The sequence below is a fragment of the Agarivorans gilvus genome (genome assembly GCF_001420915.1).
Classification (GTDB): domain Bacteria; phylum Pseudomonadota; class Gammaproteobacteria; order Enterobacterales; family Celerinatantimonadaceae; genus Agarivorans; species Agarivorans gilvus.
Window position 1 is genome coordinate 4,004,200 of record NZ_CP013021.1, and the last position, 21,722, is coordinate 4,025,921.

The window sequence follows — 21,722 nt, forward strand, 5'->3', positions numbered from 1 at the left end:
TTTAAATGATTACTGGGAAGGCTTGCTGCGGATGGCGTAGGATCTCGGCCTGATAATTAAATACCTGAGCAATGTTGCTCTGAGTGAGCACTTGCTCGGGGCTTCCATCGTGGCAAATCTGACCTTCTTTTAGCAACAAAATTCGCTGGCAGTAACGTGAGGCAAGGTTAAGATCGTGCACCACACTCACCACCGTTGCGCCTTGTTGGCTAAGCTTGGAGGCATGCTCCATTACCGCTTGCTGATGATTTAAATCCAGCGCGCTGGTGGGCTCATCTAATAACAAAATTTGTTGCTCAAGCTGGCTATTGGCCAATTGCGCAGTGACGCGAGCATAGTGAACCCGTTGTTTTTCACCGCCGGACAACTGCGGGTAGGGCGTGTCGCGGTAGTGCCATATGTCCATTAATTGCAGCTGCTGTTTAATCAGCTGTTGCTGGTCACGGTAGCTTAGCTGGCTATTAATTAAACCCAAGCCCACCACTTCGCTAACGCGAAAAGCAAAACTTAACTCTGAGCTTTGTGGTAATACCGCTAAATGTCGGCTTAGCTCGGCTTTATTCCATTGCTGACGGGGTTTTCCCAGAATGGTGATTTCACCTTGCTGTTGCTGTCGATCGCCACAAATCAGTTTCAGTAGCGAGCTTTTGCCGGCACCATTAGCCCCCAGTAGGGCGGTGTGCTGGCCAGAATAAAAGGATAAATTGAGCTGCTTAAACAGCTGGTTTTGCGCCAGTGAAAAGTCTAGCTGGCTCAGTCGAATGCTGGTGATGGGAGATGACATAGCGTTCCTAGACAATACGTTGGCGCTGTTGCAGCAATAAGAAAATAAAGAAAGGCGCGCCGACTAGGGCGGTAACAATGCCCACTGGTAACTCTGCTGGGCTAATAATAATCCGCGACACTAAGTCGGCTAGCAGCAACAAGGCGGCGCCTAATAAGGCGCTGTAAGGAATTAAACGCTGATGATTCGGCCCTAAAGACATACGAATAAGGTGGGGAACCACCAAGCCAACAAAGCCAATGAGCCCCGACACCGATACCGCAATGCCCACCCCAAGGGCGGTAAAAAATATTAGCTGGCGCTTAAGGCGCTGTACATCTATGCCTAAGTGTCCGGCTTCGGCTTCGCCCAATAATAAGGCGTTAAGCGCTTGAGCCTTGGCCATGAATACCACTATTAAAATGGCCAGTGTAGCGAAGGATAGAACAATATTAGCCCAACTGGCTCCGGCTAAAGAGCCCATTTGCCACAGGCTTAAATCACGGAGCATTTGCTCGTCGGCCAAGTAGGTCAGCAAACTCACACCCGCACCCGACAAAGCGCCTATCGCAATCCCCGCCAGTAGCATCATCACTACCGAGGTGCCGGTGGCACTGGTGCCTAAGCGATACACCAAAATAGTGGTGATAAAACCGCCAGTAAAGGCAAATAGCGGTACCGCCAAGGTATTAATTAGCTCGGGCAGCTGTAAGTTGAGTAAACTGAGCAACACTATGGCAATGGCGGCACCGGCCGCACTACCACTGGATACACCGATGATCCCCGGATCGGCCAAGGGGTTACGAAACAAGCCCTGCATTACCGCGCCACAAATGGCTAAAATGGCTCCCACCGCAATACACAATAGGGTGCGTGGTAGGCGAATACCGGTCACCACTAGCTGGTAATGGGCTGGCCCGTCTATCTGTTGAAAGGGTAGCAAGGCGGCGAGAGCATCCTTGACCGGAATACGCATTGGCCCTTGCATCACCGAGAGCAAAGCCGTGGCCAGCAGCACCAACAAGGCTAGCGGTAGCAGCCAAGTATTAAATAAGCCCTTGGGATGAGCCGAATGTTGAGAAAATAGAGACATCAATAAAACCTAGTTATCAGCGCAGCGATAAAGCTTGCGCAATATTATTGTAAGCGTTCGCTTAATTGTAGTGCCTGATCTATGCTGGCTAAGCCTAAGCCACCAATTAATGCATGTCCATCAATAGCATAGATAGCTTTGTTTTTTCCTGCGGGGGTCGCGGCTAAGATAGGAAATTGCTTTAATACTCCATCAATGCCGCCCAACTGATTTATGCTGCGTTGGCTAAATAGTAATAGCTCTGGTTGCAGGGAAATAATCGCCTCATTAGACAGCGGCTTATAACTGCTGATGTGGGGCTCGGCGAGGTTAACCGCTCCGGCCAAATTAATGATTTTATCGGCGGTGGTATCTTTACCCGCGCTTACCAGCTTTTTACCGTCGTGACTCATGAAAAACAAGGTGTTCACCGGCTTGGCGCTTTGCGAGCGCAGGGCAAGTTGTTGCAGCTTTTGTTGCAATTGCGCTTGCAGTTGCTGCGCCTGTTGTGTGTGACCAGTGAGTGAGGCTAATTCATCAATGCGCTGTACCAAGCTGGCTACCGATGAGCCGCTATTAAGGGTATGAATGGCCACGCCGGCTTGTTGCAACTGGTTGAGGCTACTAGAAGGCCCCATTTCTTCGCTGCCAATAACAGCATCGGGCACTAAGGCTAGCAGGCCTTCGGCACTGAGTCGGCGATGATAACCCACTACTGGCAGGCTTAAGTTGCTGGGTAGCTCGCTGGTGGAATCTACCGCAATCAATTGTTGCTGAGCGTTTAAGGCCAGCAAAATCTCGGTGATGTTGGCTCCGGCACTCACAATGCGTTGGTGAGCAGCGTGGCTGCTACTGGTAAAAACTAGGCTTAGGCCGAGTAGGCTAGCGCACAAAGCAGGGTAAAGGCGTTTAATCATGGTTCTTTTCCATTAGTATTTGGGTGGTTTCAATGTTGAGTTGCTGGAGTAATTCGAGCAGCTTCAGTAACTGCTCTACCGATACCTGTGGCTCGCTGGCTAAGCTGACGCTAGCCGCAGACTGCTGAGTGAGTTGCTGCTTTAAAGCCGCTGCAAATTCGTCAAACTGTTGATAGCGCTGCTGGGCTATGCCCCAAGTAGGTGATGCCTGAAATAAGCTAATTTGGATAACTGCGGGTTGTTCTGCCACCTGCGCCTGTTGGTTACGGGTAGTAGGCAGATCCATATCCATTTGGTAGACCCGACTATTAGCGGTGAGCAGCAGAAACACCAAGACAATGAAAATAATGTCTAATAAGGCGGTTAAGTCGGGCACCATGCTAAACCCGCTATTTTGGTCTTCGGCTTTAATCATGCGGCGTTAGGCTCAAGCTTGCTGGGGTTTTGCGGCTGAAAACCTGCCAAAGTTTTAGCGTCGTCGGCTAGGGTATCAACCCCTTCTATCATTAAGTTGGCTTGATTAATGGTAGTTTCTAGCTCATGAATAATGCGGTCTTTCCATAGGCTTAAGCCGTGGGCAAAGGCCAAGGCCGGCACGGTAAGTAGCAAACCGGCTGCGGTGGTGTACATGGCCGTACCCAAACCTTGAGACAACATCGCCGGGTTTACCGCTTGTTCACTCAGCGCTAGCGCATCAAACATTTCGATTAAACCCAGTACCGTACCCAGTAAGCCCAATAACGGGCTAATTAAGGCCAGAATGTGTAAGGCTTTTAAACCTCTGGCCAGTTTGTGTTGCTGCTGGCGTAGCCACACTGCGGCGATTTCTTCGCGCAGAGGCTTAGTTTGATTTTTATGTACCAGCAATAAGCAAATGGCTTTGCGCGATAAACTGCGCGAGCGCGAGAAACAGTTGTTCTGCTTGCTGCAAGTGCCTTGCTGAGAGAGTAAGTGGGTGGCGAGCTTCAACCAATTACGTTGGTGGTTACTAATATGTACATAAGCGAGGCTTAATACCCGTTCAATAATAATGGCGCAGGCCAATACCGAGCAGGCGATAAGCGGCCAGCGCAGGTCGCCGAGTTGTTCTGCGGTAATGATGTCACTTAAGCCACCAAGTTGTTCTGAAGACAGTAGTTGCATGGGATTAACTCAATTTAAATCGAATGGGAATAACGGCGCGGGAAGCCTGAGCTTGGCCGTCGACGATAAGGGCTTTAAATTTCCACTGTTGCACCGCTTTAAGGGCTGCTTTATCCAAGCTTTTTATGCCTGAGCTATCAGTGATTTCGCGTTTGGTTTGGCGGCCGTGGCGATCTAGCCATACTTCAACCATTACAGTGCCCTCTAAACCGCGCTTTCTCGCTACACGCGGGTAAACCGGTGCGCTGGGTGGCTGGGCAAAGCGGGGCTGGCTATTTAAGCGCGGCAGTTGCGACAGTCCTTGCTGGTGTTGCGGCTGCGAATTGACTTGGCTACTGGCTAGTGGCTCAGCTTCTGGCTGTTGCTTGGCATCAACAGCGGGCTTAACGGGCTGAGGCGGCGTCTCTTTAACTTGCTGCGGTGGCGTCGGTTTGGTTTGTTTAGTGGTTGTAGATAAAGACTTATTAGGCTGTGGTTCATCCTTAACTTCCTTTATGGGCAGCGCTTTACTGTTGTTTGTTGGCGGTTGTTTTGCCGCTATTTTTGGTTTGGTTTGCGGTTTGGCTTTGGGTTTAACTGGCTTGGACTGAGTATTCTTTGATTGGCTTTTGGCGGCAGTCGCCTCTGGCTGCTGCGCTGGCGTTACGGTGTTGGCCACAGGCTGTTTTTCTGCAAGGGGCTTAGTTTGCTTGGGGCTAAGCGGCTCAGTTTTGCTAACGACGTTTGTGTTGATTGCCACCACATTTAAGCTAGGCGCAGCCGTTTGCCCACCGTTAGTGAGTGTCATTTCTTTAGCCTTAGATGGCGCATTGAGTAAGTAGCCATGAATCGCCACAGATAGCAGTACGGCCAAACTAAGCTTCCTCATGTGTCACTTTTCCCTTTGCTTTCATGACCGATAACAGCATCTAGAATACGGTGTTTATACCTATAAGTAAATACAAATGATAATGATTTGCATTTGATTTATTGCTGGGGTAAGCTGACTCTAAGTTTGATGGAACAGGCCGTTGCGCAGTAACGGTAAGTTAGTTTAAGTAGGAGAATGTGATGGCTTTAACCATCGCCGAGCTGGTTGAGCAGCACAGTGAATTAAGTGTGTCTCAGCTAGCAGAAAAAGCTCAGTGTAGCGAAGCGGAAGTGGTGGCGCATTTGCCATCGCACTGGGCATGTTGGTTGCCTAAAGAGCAACTGCAATGGCTAATGTACGATTTGCCCAGTTGGGGGCCTATGACCACCATTATTCAAGTGGCTGGTTCGATATTTGAGATTAAAGATCATTTCCCCAATGGCAAACCGGGCCATGGTTATTACAATTTAATGGATAAGCAAAGCCACTTGCACGGCCATTTAAAGCTAGAAAACATCGCCAATATAGCCTTGGTGAGTAAGCCTTTGCGGGGTACTGAAAGCTACTGTTTTCAGTTTTTCGACGAGCAAGGCGCCACCATATTTAAGATTTATCTAGGACGAGATCGCAAGCGGGTATTACTCCCCGAGCAAGTAGCACGCTTCGAACTATTGAAACAAAACATGGCACTCACGGAATTAGAGAACGAACTGTAATGATAGATAAGAAAGAACGCTTGGCGTCGCGCCTTGGCCCTGAAATAGCCGAGTTTGTTGCCAGCCAACAAAGCTTGTTGCTGGCCTCTTTAGGCGAAGATGATTTTCCGCATAGTTCTTATGCGCCGTTTATTTGCCATGAAGGGAACTTTTACATCCTAATTAGTGATATTTCCAAACACGCTAATTACCTACGTAAGCACGAAAAAGCCGCGATTATGCTGATTGCCGACGAAGTAGATACCAAGCAAATCTATGCACGTAAGCGTTTGAGTTACGACGTCATCGCCAAACAGGTAGATGCTGAACCGCGCGAAACGGTGCTGGATTTATTGCAACAACGCCATGGTGAGATAGTGGGCAATTTACGCCAACTCAGCGATTTTCAATTATTCTCGCTACAACCCTTAAAGGGGCGTTATGTGAAAGGATTTGGTCAGGCCTTTGATATTAAAGGACTTGACGATGTCGATTTTGTGCACTTGAAGGAAGGGCATAAAAAGCGAGCTTAAGGGCTCGTGGGTTAACACCCGTTGGGGCTTAGCTGCCCATGTACGTAAGTACTCTCTCCACACTCAGCGAAAGCTGGAACCTTAAGTCTTTTTAGACCACGGCTGCATCGAATTTTTGGTGCAGCCTTAATTAGATGGTCCGCCTCACCTCTAAGCTAGTCTTAGAGTTTGGCAAACAAAGAGGCGAACCATCATGTCTACAATTAAAGTTCTTGGTATCGATTTAGGCAAATCATCTTTTCACGTGATAGGCCGTGATTATTCTGATAACCAAGTTATCCGTAAAAAGTTTTCTCGTTCAGCATTAGTTCACTATCTTCACCAATTAAAGCCCTGCACCATTGCTTTCGAAGCTTGTGGCGGTGCGCATTGGCTTGGCAGGCAATGTGAGTTGATGGGACATAAAGTCAGATTAATCCCTCCGCAATATGTAAAGCCCTTTGTTAAAAGTAATAAGAATGACTTCATTGATGCAGAGGCCATATGTGAAGCATCAATAAGACCTAATATGCGCTTTGTCAGCGTAAAGTCAGAAGAAGCTCAAGTTATTTCAGCAATTCATAAGGCGAGACACGGCTATATCAAAGACCGAACGGCCTGCATGTCCCGCATCGGTTCATTACTGCTGGAGTTTGGTATTGCTCTTCCTACAGGCCATAGCGTGATGAAGCAACTGTTCAACTGGCTTGCTCAGCAAAGGCAGGTGCTGCCAATGTTACTCATGCAAGAGCTAATGGAGCTGCATGAGTATTACCTGTTTCTCAATGGCAACATTGAGAAACAAGATAAAAAGCTAAAGCAACTGGTTGAAACGAACTCGATAGGTCAACTCCTGAAAACCATACCGGGTATTGGAGATATGACAGCAAGTCTTTGTCTTGCCAACATCAGCAGTGCTACTGATTTTAAAAACGGTAGAAACATGGCAGCGTGGTTAGGACTTATTCCAGCGCAATACTCAACAGGTGGTAAGCCCAAATTATTAGGAATAAGTAAGCGAGGTAACAAAGCACTTCGAACCTTGTTTATTCATGCCGCCAGAGCCGTGATGTCGAGGCCGGATAAGACAGGTAAGGTTTATGGGGAGTGGCTGATAAACTTGCGAGCGACTAAGCCATTTAATGTTGTCACCGTTGCATTGGCTAACAAGCTTGCCCGAATAGCCTGGGCAGTCATGAAGACGAAACAAGCATTTAACAGTAAGGCGTTAGCACCGAGTTTGCAATGAGAATAGAGATGACGAAAACGGTAGAACCACTGGATTAAAACCTGACATAAAAAACAGCTTATAAAAGCTTTCGGCTTTTTTGAGGATAATCCAGCGCGGAACTCATCGTGGAGCAGGTGGCGAGAGCGCCTAATTAGACTCCGAATACATTAGCGCATAACCAACCCCGTTATCGAAAATTATCATTGCAATAACGAGGCGGACCATACATTTTTATGTTTGGCGTATAGCAAAATATTTAAACAGAAGGGGCTTAGCTGGCTGTTGTCTCGTTGTACGTAAGTGCTCTCTGCACACTCAGCGAAAGCTGAAACCTTAAGTCTTTTTTAGACCACGGCTGCATCGAACTTTTGGTGCAGTAAATACGCTCTAGATTTGTTTTTTGTCAATAAGCGCTATAAAACATCAGCTTTTGCTGTTAAGTTATTGTCATCATTAAATAATTCTATTCGGAATGAGCTTAGGCCAACATCGTTGGGGTTTAACGAGAGGTCCGAGTAAGACGCTGTTAGCAGTTATAGGAGATACAATGCTTGAGTTTACATTTGAGTTGAATGGAAAAGAGTTAAGTGATTTGGTCTCAGGAGAGAAACGATTTCCAGCATACTCGGGTCAAGGTAGCAATAAAAACAAGCCAGAATCAATGTGCGTACCTAACCACGGTCCTATCCCGAGAGGTACTTACTATATTGTTGCCAGAGAATCCGGCGGGCTCATGGGACCGTTACGAGATTTATTTTCAAGTAAGGATGAATGGTTTGCATTGTATGCAAAAGATAAAAATGTTGACGACTTTACCTTTTGTGAAACGGTAAAGAGAGGCAATTTCAGACTTCATCCTGAAGGTCCTTTGGGTATAAGTAAGGGATGTATTACGATAAAAGATTCGAAGAAATACAAAGAGCTGAGGAAATTTATTCTACAATCTGAAAGGGTTTTGGTTCCTGGTACCACAATTCGTGCATATGGAACTGTAGAGGTACTATGATGACTATGAGAATAATCTTTACTATAGTGTTTACTTTTTTTCTTTATTTTCTTTTTATTAATTTTCCAGGGTTTCTTCCTAAGCTTCCAGAGTCAGCGGCAATTTTTGTTGTTGAGTTATTTGGTGCTGAAACCCAGGAACAGGTTGCGGATATTGAAATTCTATATGTGTTAACTTTATCCTTCATAATCGCTATTATGGCAATATCAGGATGCTTTTGGTTTAGACAGCTGCTAACAAGCAAAATCAGCAACGCCCGCGAGCGGGCTGGACGTCGCTAATGCTCCGCCGCTGTTTTGTGCGTTAGCTCTACAAGGAGAAGTTGAGTATGCCTAGTCATAGTGAGATACATTCGGCTTATATAACTAGAGATTTAAGACTGCTGCAAAATGCTTCTCATATTGCATTACAAAATGCTTCTCATATTGCATTACAAAATGCTAAAGTCAATCGAATCGTGCATTAGGACAGTCACAGAAAGAGCAACCTATAAGAGTTAGGAATCTTACGCCTGAAACAACTTTTTTACCTTTAACCTTGAGCCCGAACATCCTTCTGTTTGACTCTCATGGCGTAAATTAGACACTTGGCGTAAATAGTATATGAGAGACACCCATAATTATGGCGAAAAATTCGCCACTGCTCTACGCTTAAGCAAAGCCTTAGCATGGAGCTTTTGTTATGCCTCTGCCAAGAAAATCGCAAGTGAGTTTGGATGATACGCCTTATTTCCATGGTGTTTCTCGTTGTAAGCAAACAAGACATCCATAATTGTGCCTTTGTTTGCTTTCCCTCTCCTCTCGCCATCCCCTTATGCCTTCCATCCAAACTTATTACACTAAGCTAAAAGCAATGCTTTAAGCAAAGCAAAATAGCTTAAATTTTTTACTTGATAGAATCCCCCTCAGACAATGCAAGTGGCTGGCGATTAAGGCCTTTATTAATGCTGCGTATAAGCATCAAGGGTTTAGCTGCGCCTTTACTCGATGGACGCTTAAGATAGCCAGAAAGGCGAGCATGCCAACGAGTTTTTATTTTATATATCAGGGGTTTTTATGAAATTGATTAAATCACTTTTAGTCATCACAACAGTTGTTTTAATAACGGCATGTTCCAGCGTACCGCACTCGGTTGACTCGGAGAGTTTTGCTGAAAACATCACAAACAAAAGCTACCAAAGTTTGTTAGTACTGGTAGCCAATGAAGACAGAAATGCCCGAGTGGGGGCCGAAAGCCGCATTGTAGAAGCGCTTCAGCAAAAAGGTGTGGCCGCGAGTGCTAGCTACAACATCATTAGCGATATGGCAGCGCTGGAACAGCCCAATCAACTGGCGGAGCAAATGGCTAAGCAAGGCTATGATGCTATCGTGACTATTCGCACGGTTGATGAAGGTTATGAGTTTGGCTATGACGATTATCTGGCTAACCGAGGCTTTGTTTACCTGCTAGGTGGAGAGCCTGGCGCGGGAACCCAAATAGGCTCTTTAATTTCATGGGCAGGCTCTGGGCAATATGCCTTGTTGTTGACCCTGTGGGATATCGACTCGCAAACCGTGGTATGGAAGGCCACCACTGATTCAGTGCAGACCGCCAGCGAATCAGAAAGCATTCAATCTTTGGCTCAGTTAGTAGAAGAGCGCTTAGGCAGTCAGGGAATTGAACTTAAATGAGAGTTCGCCCCGCAGTAGTAGCGTTTTGCTTAAGTTTTTTGAGCCATGCTCTGAATTAACTAGTGCGATAAGGTGCTATTGTTGGGGTTGTTTTTATAATGGGCTATTTTAATTCACTGTGATGTAAACGGAGTTAATCTTGAAGATATCAGTGGTCAACAGTAATGACATTGAGGTTTACCAAAACACGCTTAATGAACATTTAATGTCTGTTTTTGGCCAAGATTCAAGGGTCGTTCTAAACCGCGAATTTGTTTGCGCCGTTTTAGTTGAAGATGAAAACCAACTTGTTGCTACTGGCCTTGCTTATAGTCGAACAATGAAGCAGAACGCTACAAATTTCAAAGCGGGCATCATTGGTGGAGTGAGTGTAAGGGCAGATAAACGAGGTTTGGGCTTAGCGAAAGTTATCATTAAAGAACTTGAGCAATGCTTAGTCTCTGTTGGGGTAACTCATTCTTTTCTCTTTGCTTATGAGCCGAATGTTTATCGAAGTTCAGGCTATACAGAATTAACGGCTGCTATTCATTACTTCGATCTAACGCAAAATAAGTGGCAGCAGTTTGTTTATCGTGGAGGCATGGTTAAATGCCTCAAGGGGGGAAAACCTCTTAGTGACCAACGCATTGAATTTAATGGCTGTGTGTATTGAGCGCATTGAAGATATTTATATAAAAAATGACGTATTTCCATGTCTCAGCCGTTAGCTGATTAAGCTTGGCTGGTGTGTTTGTAAAGCTAGGTATCAAGCCTTGTTTTGCGTAAACCATGACTCTTTCCTCGAATAAATAGGTTCCTTAATCATTGTTACTTGTTGACCGCTTTATCGCGCTTACGAGCGAGCTTGTGCTTGTTAAGCAAATGGCGGAAATTCATGGTGCTTGTTTGTTTTGGGAGCTCTATTTCTAATCACCTGTTTGCAAACAGGCGTAGCGAGCTCATTTTTACAGCGCATCTTGCTTTGTTGCTATCAAGGTGTTTCGCGAAGTGCTTAGCATTTTTACGGTTTACTTTACCCAAAGAGTTGACTGTTTTTACTCTGGGGATTAGCGTTGGGGAAAATATAACACGTGTAACATTGTTATGTCTCAATCGCGAATGGTCTACCAAACAGAAGCTACTCGTCAGAAAATTCTAGACGCAGCTGAGTTAATGTTTATCGAAAAAGGTTTTGCAGACACCCAGATGAAGGATATAGCGGCGGCGATTAATATGAGTCGTAATACGCTTTATCGTTATTATCAGGATAAGTTTGATCTGGGGTTCGTCATCCTAGTCAATGTGCTTAAAGGTCAAGTTGAGCGTTCCTTTGGCTACTTATCGGATTTACACAAACAGCCAGAATCTAAGGCGCTGGATACATTAAAAGCGGTTTTTTTGATGATGTGTGATGAAGAGTCAAAGCAGGGCGCTCGGTTTATGGCGGAGTTCGATGCCTACTATTCTGGTGAGCGATTGCCAGATGACTTTCGTGAGGCCTTAACAAAAGCCATTCCAAAAGCGCTTCCGGGAGCACTGTTTGATGATGTGATCGCGCAAGGTCAAGCCCGCGGGGAAATCCGCACAGACCTGTTACCTCGACAGATTTCCGCCATCTTAATTAATGCTATTCCGGTGTTTCATCGACGTATGCTGTTACGCCAGAACGCGTTGATTGGGATTGATCCTGAAGAAATTCCCTCGTTGACGCCGGCTTTAGTACAAGTGCTCATTGACGGCTTGCGTCCAGTTTTAAACCTCAATAAGGAAACATAATAATGGGTACACCTAGTATCGAAGCGTTAGTTAAGTCCTTAACTGTTGAAGAAAAAGCCCAGCTTTGTGGTGGTAAAGATTTCTGGTCTTTACACGCTGTAGAGCGTCTTGGTTTACCCTCAATTATGGTAACAGATGGGCCACATGGTTTACGCAAGCAATCTGAAGATGGTGATCATGTTGGGCTGAATGCAGCTGTACCTGCGACTTGTTTTCCTACGGCATCGGCTACCGCTGCGACTTGGAATCCGAGTTTAATTGAAAAGATGGGTAAGGCTTTAGGGGCTGAATGCCGTGCTGAGGATGTGTCGGTATTATTAGGGCCGGGCATCAACTTAAAACGGCATCCCTTAGGTGGGCGTAACTTTGAATACTTTTCTGAAGATCCTCGATTAGCCGGAGACCTTGCCACAGCTTGGATTAAAGGGGTTCAGCAACAAGGTGTTGGCACCAGTTTAAAACATTATGCGGTTAACAATCATGAATTTGGCCGCATGACGGTGGACGCCATTATTGACCAGCGCACGCTTAGAGAATTGTATCTGAGCGCCTTTGAGAAAGCGGTTAAAGATAGCCAACCTTGGACAGTGATGTGTTCTTACAACAAAATCAACGGCGTTTATGCGGCCGAGCACAAGCAGCTGCTTAACGATATCTTGGTTGAAGAATGGGGATTTGAAGGCATTGTTGTTACCGATTGGGGGGCAAATAATAACCGGGTAGCCGGTCTTAAAGCGGGTCAAACCCTAGAAATGCCAAGTTCTGGTGATATGAATACCAAGAAAATTATTGCGGCATTAGAGGTGGGGTGTTTAACCGAGTCAGAGTTAGATTACGCCGTTACCCGCTTACTTAAGCTGATTGTGAAAGCTAAAGAGACCCTGTCTTTACCACGAGTTCAGGCTGACTTACATGCTCACCATGACCTAGCGCGAGAGGTGGCACATGAGTCTGTTGTTTTGCTTAAAAATGACAATGGCATATTGCCAGTAGAGGCGAAACAGCAAAAAGTGGCGGTGATTGGTGCACTAGCCGCGCATGCTCGTTATCAAGGTTCGGGGTCTTCAAAGATCAATCCATTCAAGTTGGAACAGCCATTAGACGAACTCAAAAACGCCTACGGGGCAGAGAATGTGAGTTTTGCCCAAGGCTACCACCTGGATAATCGCTCCGATTTAGAGGCTATCAGTGAAGCGCAGCTGTTAGCCAAAGAGTCCGACGTGGTATTTGTTTTTGCTGGTTTAACGCCTAAATACGAGTCTGAGTGTTTTGACCGCAGTCATTTAGATTTACCACAAAATCAATTGGAGCTGATTTCTGCATTAGCTGCTTACAAGTCTAAAGTGGTGGTGATTTTACAAAATGGTGCCCCGGTGACGATGCCATTTATTGACGATGTGTCTGGAGTGATTGAGGCCTATCTTGGTGGTCAAGCTGGGTCTTCAGCGGTAGCCGATATTATTACCGGCAAGGTAAATCCAAGCGGCAAACTGGCTGAGACCTTTCCTCTGCACTTGGACGATGTAGCTAGTACCCCTTATTTCCCGGGTAATGGCCGTCAGGTTCAATACCGTGAAGGTATTTGGGTTGGCTACCGCTACTTTGATACGGCAAATCAAGCGGTGCTTTTCCCCTTCGGGCATGGCCTCTCTTACTCAAGTTATGACTATAGCAATCTCACTGTGGAGGCGCCGCAAGCGCTGGCTGCCGATGCTAATAGCGTGGTAACGGTGAGCTTAGATGTCACTAATACCAGTGAGCGAGACGGTGCGGAGATTGTTCAACTGTATGTGGGACAAGCTAATCCCAGTGTGCCAAGGCCGCTAAAAGAGCTTGCCGCTTACCAAAAAGTGTTTCTTAAAGCGGGCGAAACCAAAACGCTTAAATTTGAATTAGATTATCGCACCTTTGCATTCTGGGATGTCGTTAAACAGCGTTGGATTGCGGAGACTGACAGCTACACCATTTTTGCAGCAGCATCTATTGCTGATGTTCGTTCAGAGCAAAGCTTCACCCTTAATACCGATACAGCAAAGAGCGAGCCACAGGCCTCATTGGCGAATTACTTTACCCCCGCCAAGCGTGACTTCTCTGAGCCAGCTTTCGCTGCCTTACTGGGTTATGAGATCCCTGCAGAAGATCCCGTTGTACCTTATGGTATGAACTCAAGGCTTGGTGATATCAAAGATACCGAAGTGGGTAGCAAAGTTTACCAAGGTTTATTGGAGGCATTCGGTATTATGTTGGGCGGAGATGAAAACGCCTCTGCTGCTGAAGCCGATCGCCTTATGGCTGAAGCTATGGTGGCTGATATGCCGCTACGTAATTTGGCTGTATTTGCCAGAGATAGGTATTCAGAAAAAGAGGTACTGGCGCTGATTGAGCAATTAAATCAGTAAGATTAAACGCAGCCCTAGCTAAAGTAGGGCTGCATTTAAATCCCCACCAAGAGAGCATAAATGATGATTAATTTGTGCTAACAGAGAGTTGAGCTGGTCGTAAGCCTGTTTTTTGGAGTCAGCTAAGCCACTACGCATGAGCTATATATACTGCGTGCACATTTGAAAAAATAGTCTTGAACACAAGTGCATTAATGGCTCGCTGTAATGGGTTTCATGCAAATAGGAGGATCCCATGGACAAGGGCGTCAACCAGCGCTTTCAGGTTTACCCAGAAAATGCGCGTATTCGCTTAGAGCAACTGCGAAGTTTAGTGATGCAAATCGCCTCTGAGTTGGGGCTTGGTGAAGTGGAAGAATCGCTAAAATGGGGAGAGCCAAGCTACAAGGTTAAAACCGGCAGTCCGGTAAGGTTGGACTGGAAACAGCAGTCTCCAGATTATTATTATCTGTTGTTTCACTGCCAAACTAGGTTAGTTGACACATTCCGAGAACTGTATGCTGAAGAACTCGAATTTCAGGGAAATCGAGCAATAATCTTGTCCTTATCACAACCTTTACCAGAAGCTGTTATTAAGCACTGCCTAGAGTTAGCTTTAACTTATCAGCAGCGTAAGCATTTACCTCTTTTGGGCGCGTAAACCATTCACATAACACGCTGCCAAAATTGGCTTGTAAAAAGCCTAATGATCTGGGTTCTTATTAGGACGCATGTCGAAAATATTCAATACCTGTTTTGTGGTGTCAGCTATTTTAGTTTCCTCACTTAGAAGGAGATGAAATATGACTTTACGCGCAAACTACTACGACCTCGCAGCCAAGGCAATGCAGATCCTGATGAATCAGGAAAGTTACCTGCGCGAGCAATTTAGTGCTTCAGATACCGTGACGCTTGCAACTTGGGAATTGGTTAAACTTAGGGTGTCGCAGCTCAATCAGTGCGCCTTCTGTATTGATATGCATAGTAAAGACGCCCTGAGGCAGGGGGAAAGCCAAGAACGTATTATTGGTTTAAGTGCGTGGCGGGGTATGCATCTTTACTCACAACTTGAGCGGGTAGCGTTGGATTGGGCTGAATTATTAAGCTCTGGTGAAGCAGTGGATGATAAAAGCTATCACAGAGTGGTAGACGCATTAGGTGAACAAGCCGTTGTCGACTTGACTATAGCGATTAATGCCATTAATAGTTGGAACCGAGTTGCTAAAACATTTAAGCCAGAGGTAGGAAGTCATAAACCGCAATAAATCGATGAAAACGGCGTTAAACTTTCGGCTGTCTCGACCAACGGGGCAGCTGTCTGCGCTCATTCAGGGAATATGGTCAGCTTCGGTATCTGACTCGAACTCGATAGTGAAACCACTGTATTCCGATGCCGGTAGTGGCATTATTTTTAATTTTTCTGGTGAGGTTATCATTGGCAATGAGACTCTACCGGAAGGTGTGATCATGCTGCCGGTAAAGAAGCAAGCGGAGAACATTGTTCTGTCACCCGGCGCGCAGCTAGCGGGCATACGTTTTCATCCAGCGGTGGGGTATGCTGTTTTAGGGCAACATTACGCTAAGCCAAGCTTGTTATTTGCTGAAGAAGATCAGCCCTATAAGCTCTATCACCTCTACCATAAACTCAGAATGCTAAAAGATAATAACAGCAAGGTTGAGGCTTTGGGGAGTTGGGCAAATAAAAATCTTAATTTGACCAAGGTAATACCAGACTCTCTAGAAAAAGCCTTGGAATGTATCGATCAAGACCAAGCTTTGGGGCAGTTAAGCGACCGTATTGCATTGAGCCAGCGACAAATCGAACGTATTTTTAAACTTTGGCTAGGAATGCCTCCGAAATATTATCAACGCATTTTAAGGGTAAAAAAAGCGATCTGTTTTTTACAATTATACAAAGACGTAAACTTGGTGGATGCTGCCCAACAATTCGGATTTAGTGACCAAGCCCATATGACAAGGGAGTTCCGTACTATCGCGCATATTACCCCTGGGCAAATTTGAAGAACTATTGCATATCGGGGCTAAACTAGCACGGCTAGCAAATATTTACCGTTCAGCATGAGTTGTTATTTCTCTAATTCCAAAAATGAAACACTTATCTTTGTGGTGTCGCTTTGCTTACTTAATAAAATGAAAAGCCACTGCTAGTGGGCAGTGGCTTTGTGGTTCGGTTTAAATCAATAAGTTTAAGCCGACACTTTAAAACGTTGTAATTGTTGATTGAGTGAACCGGCTTGGCCTAGGGCCTGTTTAGCGTCGGCTAAAGACTCGGTGGCATTTTCCAAGTTGATTCGAGTTTTGTCGGTAAGCTCAGTAAGGTTACGGTTAATGTCTTCGGTCACGTGGCTTTGCTCTTCGGTTGAAGTGGCCGTAGCGGTAGACACTTCACTTACCCGAGATGTAGAGTCTAATATCTGGTTTAAGGCTTCTAGGGTTTGTTCGGCCAGTTGCACGGTGCCTTCGGCAACGCTGCTACCTTTGGCAATGGCATCTACAGCACGAGTTACCCCAGTTTGTAGCGCTTCAATCATTTTTTGAATATCTTCGGTAGATTGTTGAGTTTTACTGGCGAGGCTGCGGACTTCATCTGCTACCACGGCAAAACCGCGTCCTTGCTCTCCGGCACGCGCTGCTTCAATAGCGGCATTCAGAGCTAATAGGTTGGTTTGTTCGGCTATGCCTCTAATTACGTCTAATACTGAAGCAATACGATCTGATTCTTGAGAAAGATTTTCCACAACCTGAGAGGCCTCTTGTACGGTATTCGACAGCAAGGTGATCTGCTCTACCGATTGTTTGGTAATGTTTTGCCCTTGCTCGGTTTGGCTGTTTACGGTGTTGATTTCTTCGGCAGTATGATTGGCGTTATTGGCCACTTCGCGGATTGCCGCCGCCATTTCGGTGACTGCGGTGGCAATCATTTCTACCGACTGGTTTTGCTCCTGACTGACTTCTGTGGTTTGTTCTGATTTTTGGCTTATGCCTGCGATTGAGTGGCTAAGCTCTTTGGAGAAGCCATTAACTCGGCTAATCAACCCTTCTAAAAGATCAACAAATTGGTTGAAGCTATTAGCTAGTTCGCCCATTTCATTTTGACTTTTCACTTCTAAACGCTGGGTTAAATCCCCATCACCTTGGGTTATTTCAGTAATTCTTTGAGTAATTTGATTGATAGAGGTGACTAAAATTTTTGGCCCAAAATAGGCGATGATCACCGAGAGGCCCACAGATACAATGGCTATGATTGCCAAGATAGTTAATTGGGTGGTGACTTCAGATTCTGAGCGCTGTTCAATTTCTTTGGCTAAGGCTTCGGCGGATTCGGTAGCGGTATTATAAAGTTCACGTAGCTGATTAAAGCTAGTAAGGCTGGCTCCGGTACTGAGTTCCAAAGCTTTAGCAGGGTCGCTTTTGTTCAAGGCAAAGACTTCTGAGCTTTGTTGTTTCCAAGATTGGAAGCGTTGTTGAAAGCTTTCTAGGCCTTGGGCGGCTTGTGGATAATCGGCCAATAAAGCTTGAAATTTTAGCATTCTATCCAAGGCTTGTTGGGCATTTTCTTGGTAATCAGCTTGAAAGCCCTGAAAATCAGCTTGGTCGCCGGCCAGCATATCTAACTCCGCCACTCTGGCTTGATAAAGGTCGCGGTCGGCATTCAGCACTGCGGCGATGGCGGGTAGTACTTTATTTTCGATTGAACGTAAGTTGTTTGTGGTATTTACTCCCACATTGTAGCCGATTAACGAGACCACAATTAACATCATCGCGTTTAAGGCGAACACCAAAGAGTATTTAAATCGTAAGCTGCTTAGTTTCATATTTACCTGCCTGTGGCTGCTGCTTTTAATAGTTCTTATGTTTTTATTAAAAAGTCACAAAATGTTGTTGTTTACTTTAGTTTAGATAGGAATTTGTTATTCGGGCTATAAATCTGCTTTTTGTAAGTTTGCTCACGCTATCCTATTGATAAATTTAAGATTTAAATTATCTTTGTGTTTGAATTTACTGGTTTTACTGATATTTAAAATGCATGCTGTTAATTAGCCTTTTTTGCTATATCAAGCTACATCGTTTGTTACTTACTAAGCCTATTTAACTATTTCCGACTTAGTTAACGCTTAATACCATCAATAAGATCAAATAGTGGTTCAGGCTAGTTTTATAGGTTTTTATGCGGTATTTTTAGCCCAATAATGCCAATTTTAATCACAAAGTAGCGGTAAGTTTGGCAAAAGCAGCAATGCCACAGAGAAAAATAGCGATCTCGTTAGCTCCGCTTTAGCATCAAAGAAGTGCTAGCAAGCAACATTTTTTGCTTTAACCCTCCTTTATTCACAAGTTTGCTTGATGACTCGTTAATCAGGAACTGTCCGGCCTCGGCATTACGCTGTAACAAAAGTAAATGTGATTCCTACTACACTTAGATGACCATTGTGTGAATAAACTCCAATAAGGAGGGGCCTATGCGCTTTGGATTATGGATATTACTAATGAGCTTTTGGCTGGGTAGCGCAATGGCAGACGATGCCGAATTGCTCGTTGGCAAGGTATGCCCCGTAACCTACCAGCAAAATACATTGGGTATTTTGGTGTTTTCTGAGGCTTGGTATCACAGTAGCCGCCAACAGGCTTCTTATATTCCCCGTGATAATGCCACTGGTATAGGTTTAGAAATTCATTGGTTTGCTAATCGTAATGGCGAGCTTGAACTAGCTAATCAAGCAGGATGCTCGCGCTACCGCATGTTGCAGGTTCGTACCACAAATCGACGTTTACTGGGTGACGAGCGTTCCGCCCAGATTGATGCGCCCGAATGGTTTGTGGAGCCCTTTTACGATGCTGCGCCGCTAGAGTTTGGCAATGGCGTACACCACACTCCGCAAGATACTCAAGACAAGCCGTGGAGCGAGGCGCCTAAACGGGCCTCTACGCTGGCTATTTATGATACGCCCTTTGTATCGGATGCCTTAGGCAAGGAGGGGCAAAATATTGAGGTAGAGTTTGAAACTTGTGTGGTGTGCCAGCGAGAACAGAGCTACGACAGCATTTTGTCTTGTGGCCGTTGGGGTTATAGCCGCGAGTACTTAAATGAGAATAGCGGCTGGGCCGAGCCAGAATTTAGTGGTACAGAGTGTTTGGCTCAACCGAGCGAGCATTATCAAGAAACGGTAAATTTATCGGAGAGTTTTCCTTATAGCTATTGGTTAGATTGGCGCTAGATGGGGGTATTTTCGGCGATAGCGATTAAGCATGCTTTGATTGCCAAGCAAGCCGCCTTGATGGATATACAGGGTAGGGACATCGTCATTATGTTCGTCAAGGTAGCGGATTAGACACTGCCAGCCAATGGGGTCGTAGAGTAGTTCAAACTCTATTTCTGTTTGTTGTTTTAGCTCTAACCAGATTTGGTAATGCTCAGGATAGAGCTTACCAAAATGGTACTTTTTAGGCCGCGTTAGAATGCTTGGGTGAGTCTTGGGATTGCTATTTAATAGCGAAAATTGCGAGCGTAAATAGTACTCATCACCCACACAGGCGCAGCTTAATACCTGAATACAGGGATTCATTTGGCTGAAGTATTCGCTTAAAAATAAGGCGGTAGTACCGGTACCTGCGGGCAGCATAACTCTTAGTGGGCCAATGTGTTGTTGATGCTGCCAGTCTTCGATTTCTTCCGCTAACATCACCACGCCTTCTCTTGCATAGTGACAACGGCCGCCTTCGGGAATAAACAACTGCTGCGCCGATAAGCTGGGCCTTACTATGGTTTGCATAAACTGGTCGAGGTTAGCTTGTTGTTGCCTGCGTAAACTGGCGACTTCAATGATGCGGGCATCTAACTCTAGAGCCGCCTGATAATTACCACAGGGGTTTTGTTTTAGCCAACTGGGGATGTGGTCGACATAGAATTCGCAGCGCCATTGGTTCAGCTTGGCGAGTGCCGCTAAAGAGTAAAGTGAATTGGCTTGGGCGGAGCCGCTGCCCACTAGGGTGTGAATGCCTGCTGGCGGCTGCTTTAAAAAATGATAAAACTTGCGTGCTTTGTTGCCAGAAAATTGCGGATGAAGTAAATCATCGCGTTTAACGAATAGCGAGTGTCCTTTAAATTGCACCGATTGTACGGGTGAAGTGGTAAACAAGTGCTTATCCGTAAACACGAAACCGATGGCCGTTAGTTTACGTTGCACGCTTAAGTCTGCAAAGTAAAACTTATGCTTAGCAAACCTCACTTAACCTCTTAGCGTAAAAGTATTTTATGACGCAGCTATGGCAATTTTATGTCTCTTTAAAGATCATTTTTGGCTGTAATGATCCTCGCCTATCTCGCCGCTAGCCCAGTAGTGACGGGATGAGTGAGGAGTAATGTGGACGGGCTTAGTAGCTGAACAAACAAAAATAGGAGCCTACATTGGATTTTATTGGTTGATTAAGAGTTACAGCTGGTAATGATAGCTTCAACAAAATATTACTCTGAATTACCGATAATAATCCAAACAGCTTTTCCCACAAAAACAGTGCACAAAGCTGTGGATAAAATTCGCTAGGCTTGAAGCTATGTGGCTTACAGCGGATCGCGTTTTTGCGTCAATATTGTCTCTCAAAATTAGTAAAAAATTCTTTTTTCAGCTAACTTCGTCAAGGGTCGTTGACATTTTTACGTAAGTTAAAATTAATACAAAAATAGAACGTTCCCGGTTCTTCACTTTTGCCTTAAAGCCATTAAAAATACTTGTCCTATTTAGCTGGATTTGCTTTCTTTCGGCTATAACTACCTAATTTTTTGGCGATACTTTTGATGCGCGGATTGCTAAGAAATCGGCAAAAAGCGGCCTTTGTTTTCATCGTTTAATCAACATATCCGGTTGCGGCTAGGCTTGCTACGAGGTTCAATATAGCTAAGTTATTCTCTTAACAAATGATTACTGAGAGAATTGATAGTTACCGAATGTTCTATTTTATTGATGCTTTGGTTGCGTGCTTTAGGTAAATGTTAATAACTTGCGGCTTTGTGAATAACTTTGGTGAAAAGTCTCTGCTTGGTCTTTGAGTTTTGCCCTACTTGCGGGTGATGGACTTCTTTGCTTGCTCACTCAAGAAAGACGGAATGTTAATATTACGCTTTCTATTGGCTTGAGGGCTGGGGTAGAGTGAGGGTTTACGGAGGGCTAATGAAACAAGTCGATCAATTATGGGCCGAAGGCTTAAATAAACAACAAATATATCAACATGCAGAGCAACAGCAGTGGAATTTGCGTAAGGTAACCAAGGCGTTAGCCGCGATACCCGAAACCAAAGCACTGCAGACTAATGCTAAACTGAAGGCGTTTTTACTCGCCTTATTGCAGTTGTTAGTGCTCAGTAAATGGGGCTTTGGTTTTATGTTGGCTGAGCAGATAGATAGCAATTTACTCATAAGCTTGCTGCTACCTAGTCTACTGCCCTTACTGATTATGCTGATGATCTATAAAAACAAAGTGAATGGTTATCTCTTGTTGATGGTATTTGCTGGTTATTCTCTCTACCAAGGTTTGCCTTATATGTTTTACCTTGAGGGCTTGGTTAATTTGGCAGCGAGTGCACTGTTACTCGCCTTGGGCTGTTACTTAAAAAAACGTTTATTCCCTTTTCAGAATTTATTTCACAATGCCATTTCTCATCGAGGACACTATATTTTTCAGAAGGTAGAGAGCGAAGCATCAAAGGATGAATGA

Annotated in this window: 22 protein-coding genes; 14 read left to right on the plus strand and 8 right to left on the minus strand. The window is 45.1% G+C overall.

From position 1 onward, the window contains the following. Window position 1: 1 nt before the first annotated feature. Genes AR383_RS19065 through AR383_RS19090 form a run of 6 tightly spaced genes read right to left on the minus strand, consistent with a single transcriptional unit; the run spans window position 2 to window position 4,763 of the window. The gene (locus AR383_RS19065) at window positions 2-784 is read right to left on the minus strand and encodes a heme ABC transporter ATP-binding protein (protein WP_055734558.1); all 783 of its coding nucleotides are present in this window, start codon (window positions 782-784) and stop codon (window positions 2-4) included. A gap of 7 nt (window positions 785-791) precedes the next feature. Next, the gene (locus AR383_RS19070) at window positions 792-1,856 is read right to left on the minus strand and encodes a FecCD family ABC transporter permease (protein WP_055734559.1); all 1,065 of its coding nucleotides are present in this window, start codon (window positions 1,854-1,856) and stop codon (window positions 792-794) included. A gap of 44 nt (window positions 1,857-1,900) precedes the next feature. Continuing rightward, a complete protein-coding gene (locus AR383_RS19075) occupies window positions 1,901-2,752 on the minus strand; it encodes a heme/hemin ABC transporter substrate-binding protein (RefSeq protein ID WP_083481696.1) in 852 nt (283 codons plus the stop codon). Next, window positions 2,745-3,167 (minus strand): ExbD/TolR family protein, encoded by a 423-nt coding sequence (locus tag AR383_RS19080; RefSeq protein WP_055734560.1) that lies wholly within the window; start codon window positions 3,165-3,167, stop codon window positions 2,745-2,747. Before AR383_RS19080 ends, AR383_RS19075 begins: the two co-directional genes overlap by 8 nt. Then, window positions 3,164-3,895, minus strand: coding sequence for a MotA/TolQ/ExbB proton channel family protein (locus AR383_RS19085; RefSeq protein ID WP_055734561.1), 732 nt, complete (start codon window positions 3,893-3,895; stop codon window positions 3,164-3,166). Before AR383_RS19085 ends, AR383_RS19080 begins: the two co-directional genes overlap by 4 nt. Before the next feature lie 4 nt (window positions 3,896-3,899). Then, on the minus strand, window positions 3,900-4,763 hold the full coding sequence (locus tag AR383_RS19090) for an energy transducer TonB (RefSeq protein ID WP_055734562.1): 864 nt from the start codon (window positions 4,761-4,763) through the stop codon (window positions 3,900-3,902). Window positions 4,764-4,945: 182 nt separating this feature from the next. Here AR383_RS19090 and hutX point away from each other — a divergent pair, with 182 nt between their 5' ends. The 12 genes from hutX (at window position 4,946) to AR383_RS19150 (ending at window position 16,014) form a co-directional block, all read left to right on the plus strand. Continuing rightward, entirely contained in the window at window positions 4,946-5,461 is a 516-nt protein-coding gene (hutX, locus tag AR383_RS19095) for a heme utilization cystosolic carrier protein HutX (RefSeq protein ID WP_055734563.1), read from the plus strand. Then, complete coding sequence (locus AR383_RS19100) at window positions 5,461-5,973, plus strand: pyridoxamine 5'-phosphate oxidase family protein (protein WP_055734564.1); 513 nt, start codon at window positions 5,461-5,463, stop codon at window positions 5,971-5,973. Before hutX ends, AR383_RS19100 begins: the two co-directional genes overlap by 1 nt. Before the next feature lie 193 nt (window positions 5,974-6,166). Continuing rightward, window positions 6,167-7,201 carry an IS110 family RNA-guided transposase gene (locus AR383_RS19105; protein ID WP_055734565.1) on the plus strand — a complete coding sequence of 345 codons (1,035 nt, stop codon included), beginning with the start codon at window positions 6,167-6,169 and terminating at the stop codon, window positions 7,199-7,201. A gap of 529 nt (window positions 7,202-7,730) precedes the next feature. After that, window positions 7,731-8,189, plus strand: a complete 459-nt coding sequence (locus tag AR383_RS19110) for a DUF2778 domain-containing protein (protein ID WP_055734566.1) — start codon at window positions 7,731-7,733, stop codon at window positions 8,187-8,189. A 5-nt stretch (window positions 8,190-8,194) separates the two neighbouring features. Then, the gene (locus AR383_RS19115; protein WP_157051799.1) at window positions 8,195-8,470 is read left to right on the plus strand and encodes a hypothetical protein; all 276 of its coding nucleotides are present in this window, start codon (window positions 8,195-8,197) and stop codon (window positions 8,468-8,470) included. A gap of 774 nt (window positions 8,471-9,244) precedes the next feature. Then, a complete protein-coding gene (locus AR383_RS19120) occupies window positions 9,245-9,859 on the plus strand; it encodes a hypothetical protein (protein ID WP_055734568.1) in 615 nt (204 codons plus the stop codon). A 139-nt stretch (window positions 9,860-9,998) separates the two neighbouring features. After that, window positions 9,999-10,511 (plus strand): GNAT family N-acetyltransferase, encoded by a 513-nt coding sequence (locus tag AR383_RS19125; protein ID WP_055734569.1) that lies wholly within the window; start codon window positions 9,999-10,001, stop codon window positions 10,509-10,511. Between the two features lie 446 nt (window positions 10,512-10,957). After that, entirely contained in the window at window positions 10,958-11,614 is a 657-nt protein-coding gene (locus AR383_RS19130; RefSeq protein ID WP_257720949.1) for a TetR/AcrR family transcriptional regulator, read from the plus strand. Window positions 11,615-11,616: 2 nt separating this feature from the next. Next, window positions 11,617-14,013, plus strand: a complete 2,397-nt coding sequence (locus tag AR383_RS19135) for a glycoside hydrolase family 3 C-terminal domain-containing protein (RefSeq protein ID WP_055734571.1) — start codon at window positions 11,617-11,619, stop codon at window positions 14,011-14,013. Window positions 14,014-14,248: 235 nt separating this feature from the next. Continuing rightward, window positions 14,249-14,653, plus strand: coding sequence for a DUF1801 domain-containing protein (locus AR383_RS19140; protein ID WP_055734572.1), 405 nt, complete (start codon window positions 14,249-14,251; stop codon window positions 14,651-14,653). Window positions 14,654-14,795: 142 nt separating this feature from the next. Then, the gene (locus tag AR383_RS19145; protein ID WP_055734573.1) at window positions 14,796-15,257 is read left to right on the plus strand and encodes a carboxymuconolactone decarboxylase family protein; all 462 of its coding nucleotides are present in this window, start codon (window positions 14,796-14,798) and stop codon (window positions 15,255-15,257) included. A 4-nt stretch (window positions 15,258-15,261) separates the two neighbouring features. Next, window positions 15,262-16,014: a helix-turn-helix domain-containing protein gene (locus AR383_RS19150; protein WP_055734574.1), complete on the plus strand. Its 753-nt coding sequence runs from the start codon at window positions 15,262-15,264 to the stop codon at window positions 16,012-16,014. 185 nt (window positions 16,015-16,199) lie between these two features. Here AR383_RS19150 and AR383_RS19155 read toward each other — a convergent pair whose 3' ends face one another. Beyond that, window positions 16,200-17,828, minus strand: a complete 1,629-nt coding sequence (locus AR383_RS19155; protein WP_055734575.1) for a methyl-accepting chemotaxis protein — start codon at window positions 17,826-17,828, stop codon at window positions 16,200-16,202. A 645-nt stretch (window positions 17,829-18,473) separates the two neighbouring features. On the opposite strand from AR383_RS19155, the gene AR383_RS19160 reads away from it, so the two are divergent. Beyond that, entirely contained in the window at window positions 18,474-19,229 is a 756-nt protein-coding gene (locus AR383_RS19160; protein WP_055734576.1) for a hypothetical protein, read from the plus strand. On the opposite strand, the gene AR383_RS19165 is transcribed toward AR383_RS19160, so the two are convergent. Beyond that, window positions 19,215-20,198 carry a pyridoxal-phosphate dependent enzyme gene (locus AR383_RS19165; RefSeq protein WP_229711234.1) on the minus strand — a complete coding sequence of 328 codons (984 nt, stop codon included), beginning with the start codon at window positions 20,196-20,198 and terminating at the stop codon, window positions 19,215-19,217. The genes AR383_RS19160 and AR383_RS19165 overlap by 15 nt on opposite strands. 981 nt (window positions 20,199-21,179) lie before the next feature. Between AR383_RS19165 and AR383_RS19170 the strand changes: the two genes are divergently transcribed. Further along, the gene (locus AR383_RS19170) at window positions 21,180-21,722 is read left to right on the plus strand and encodes a hypothetical protein (RefSeq protein WP_055734577.1); all 543 of its coding nucleotides are present in this window, start codon (window positions 21,180-21,182) and stop codon (window positions 21,720-21,722) included.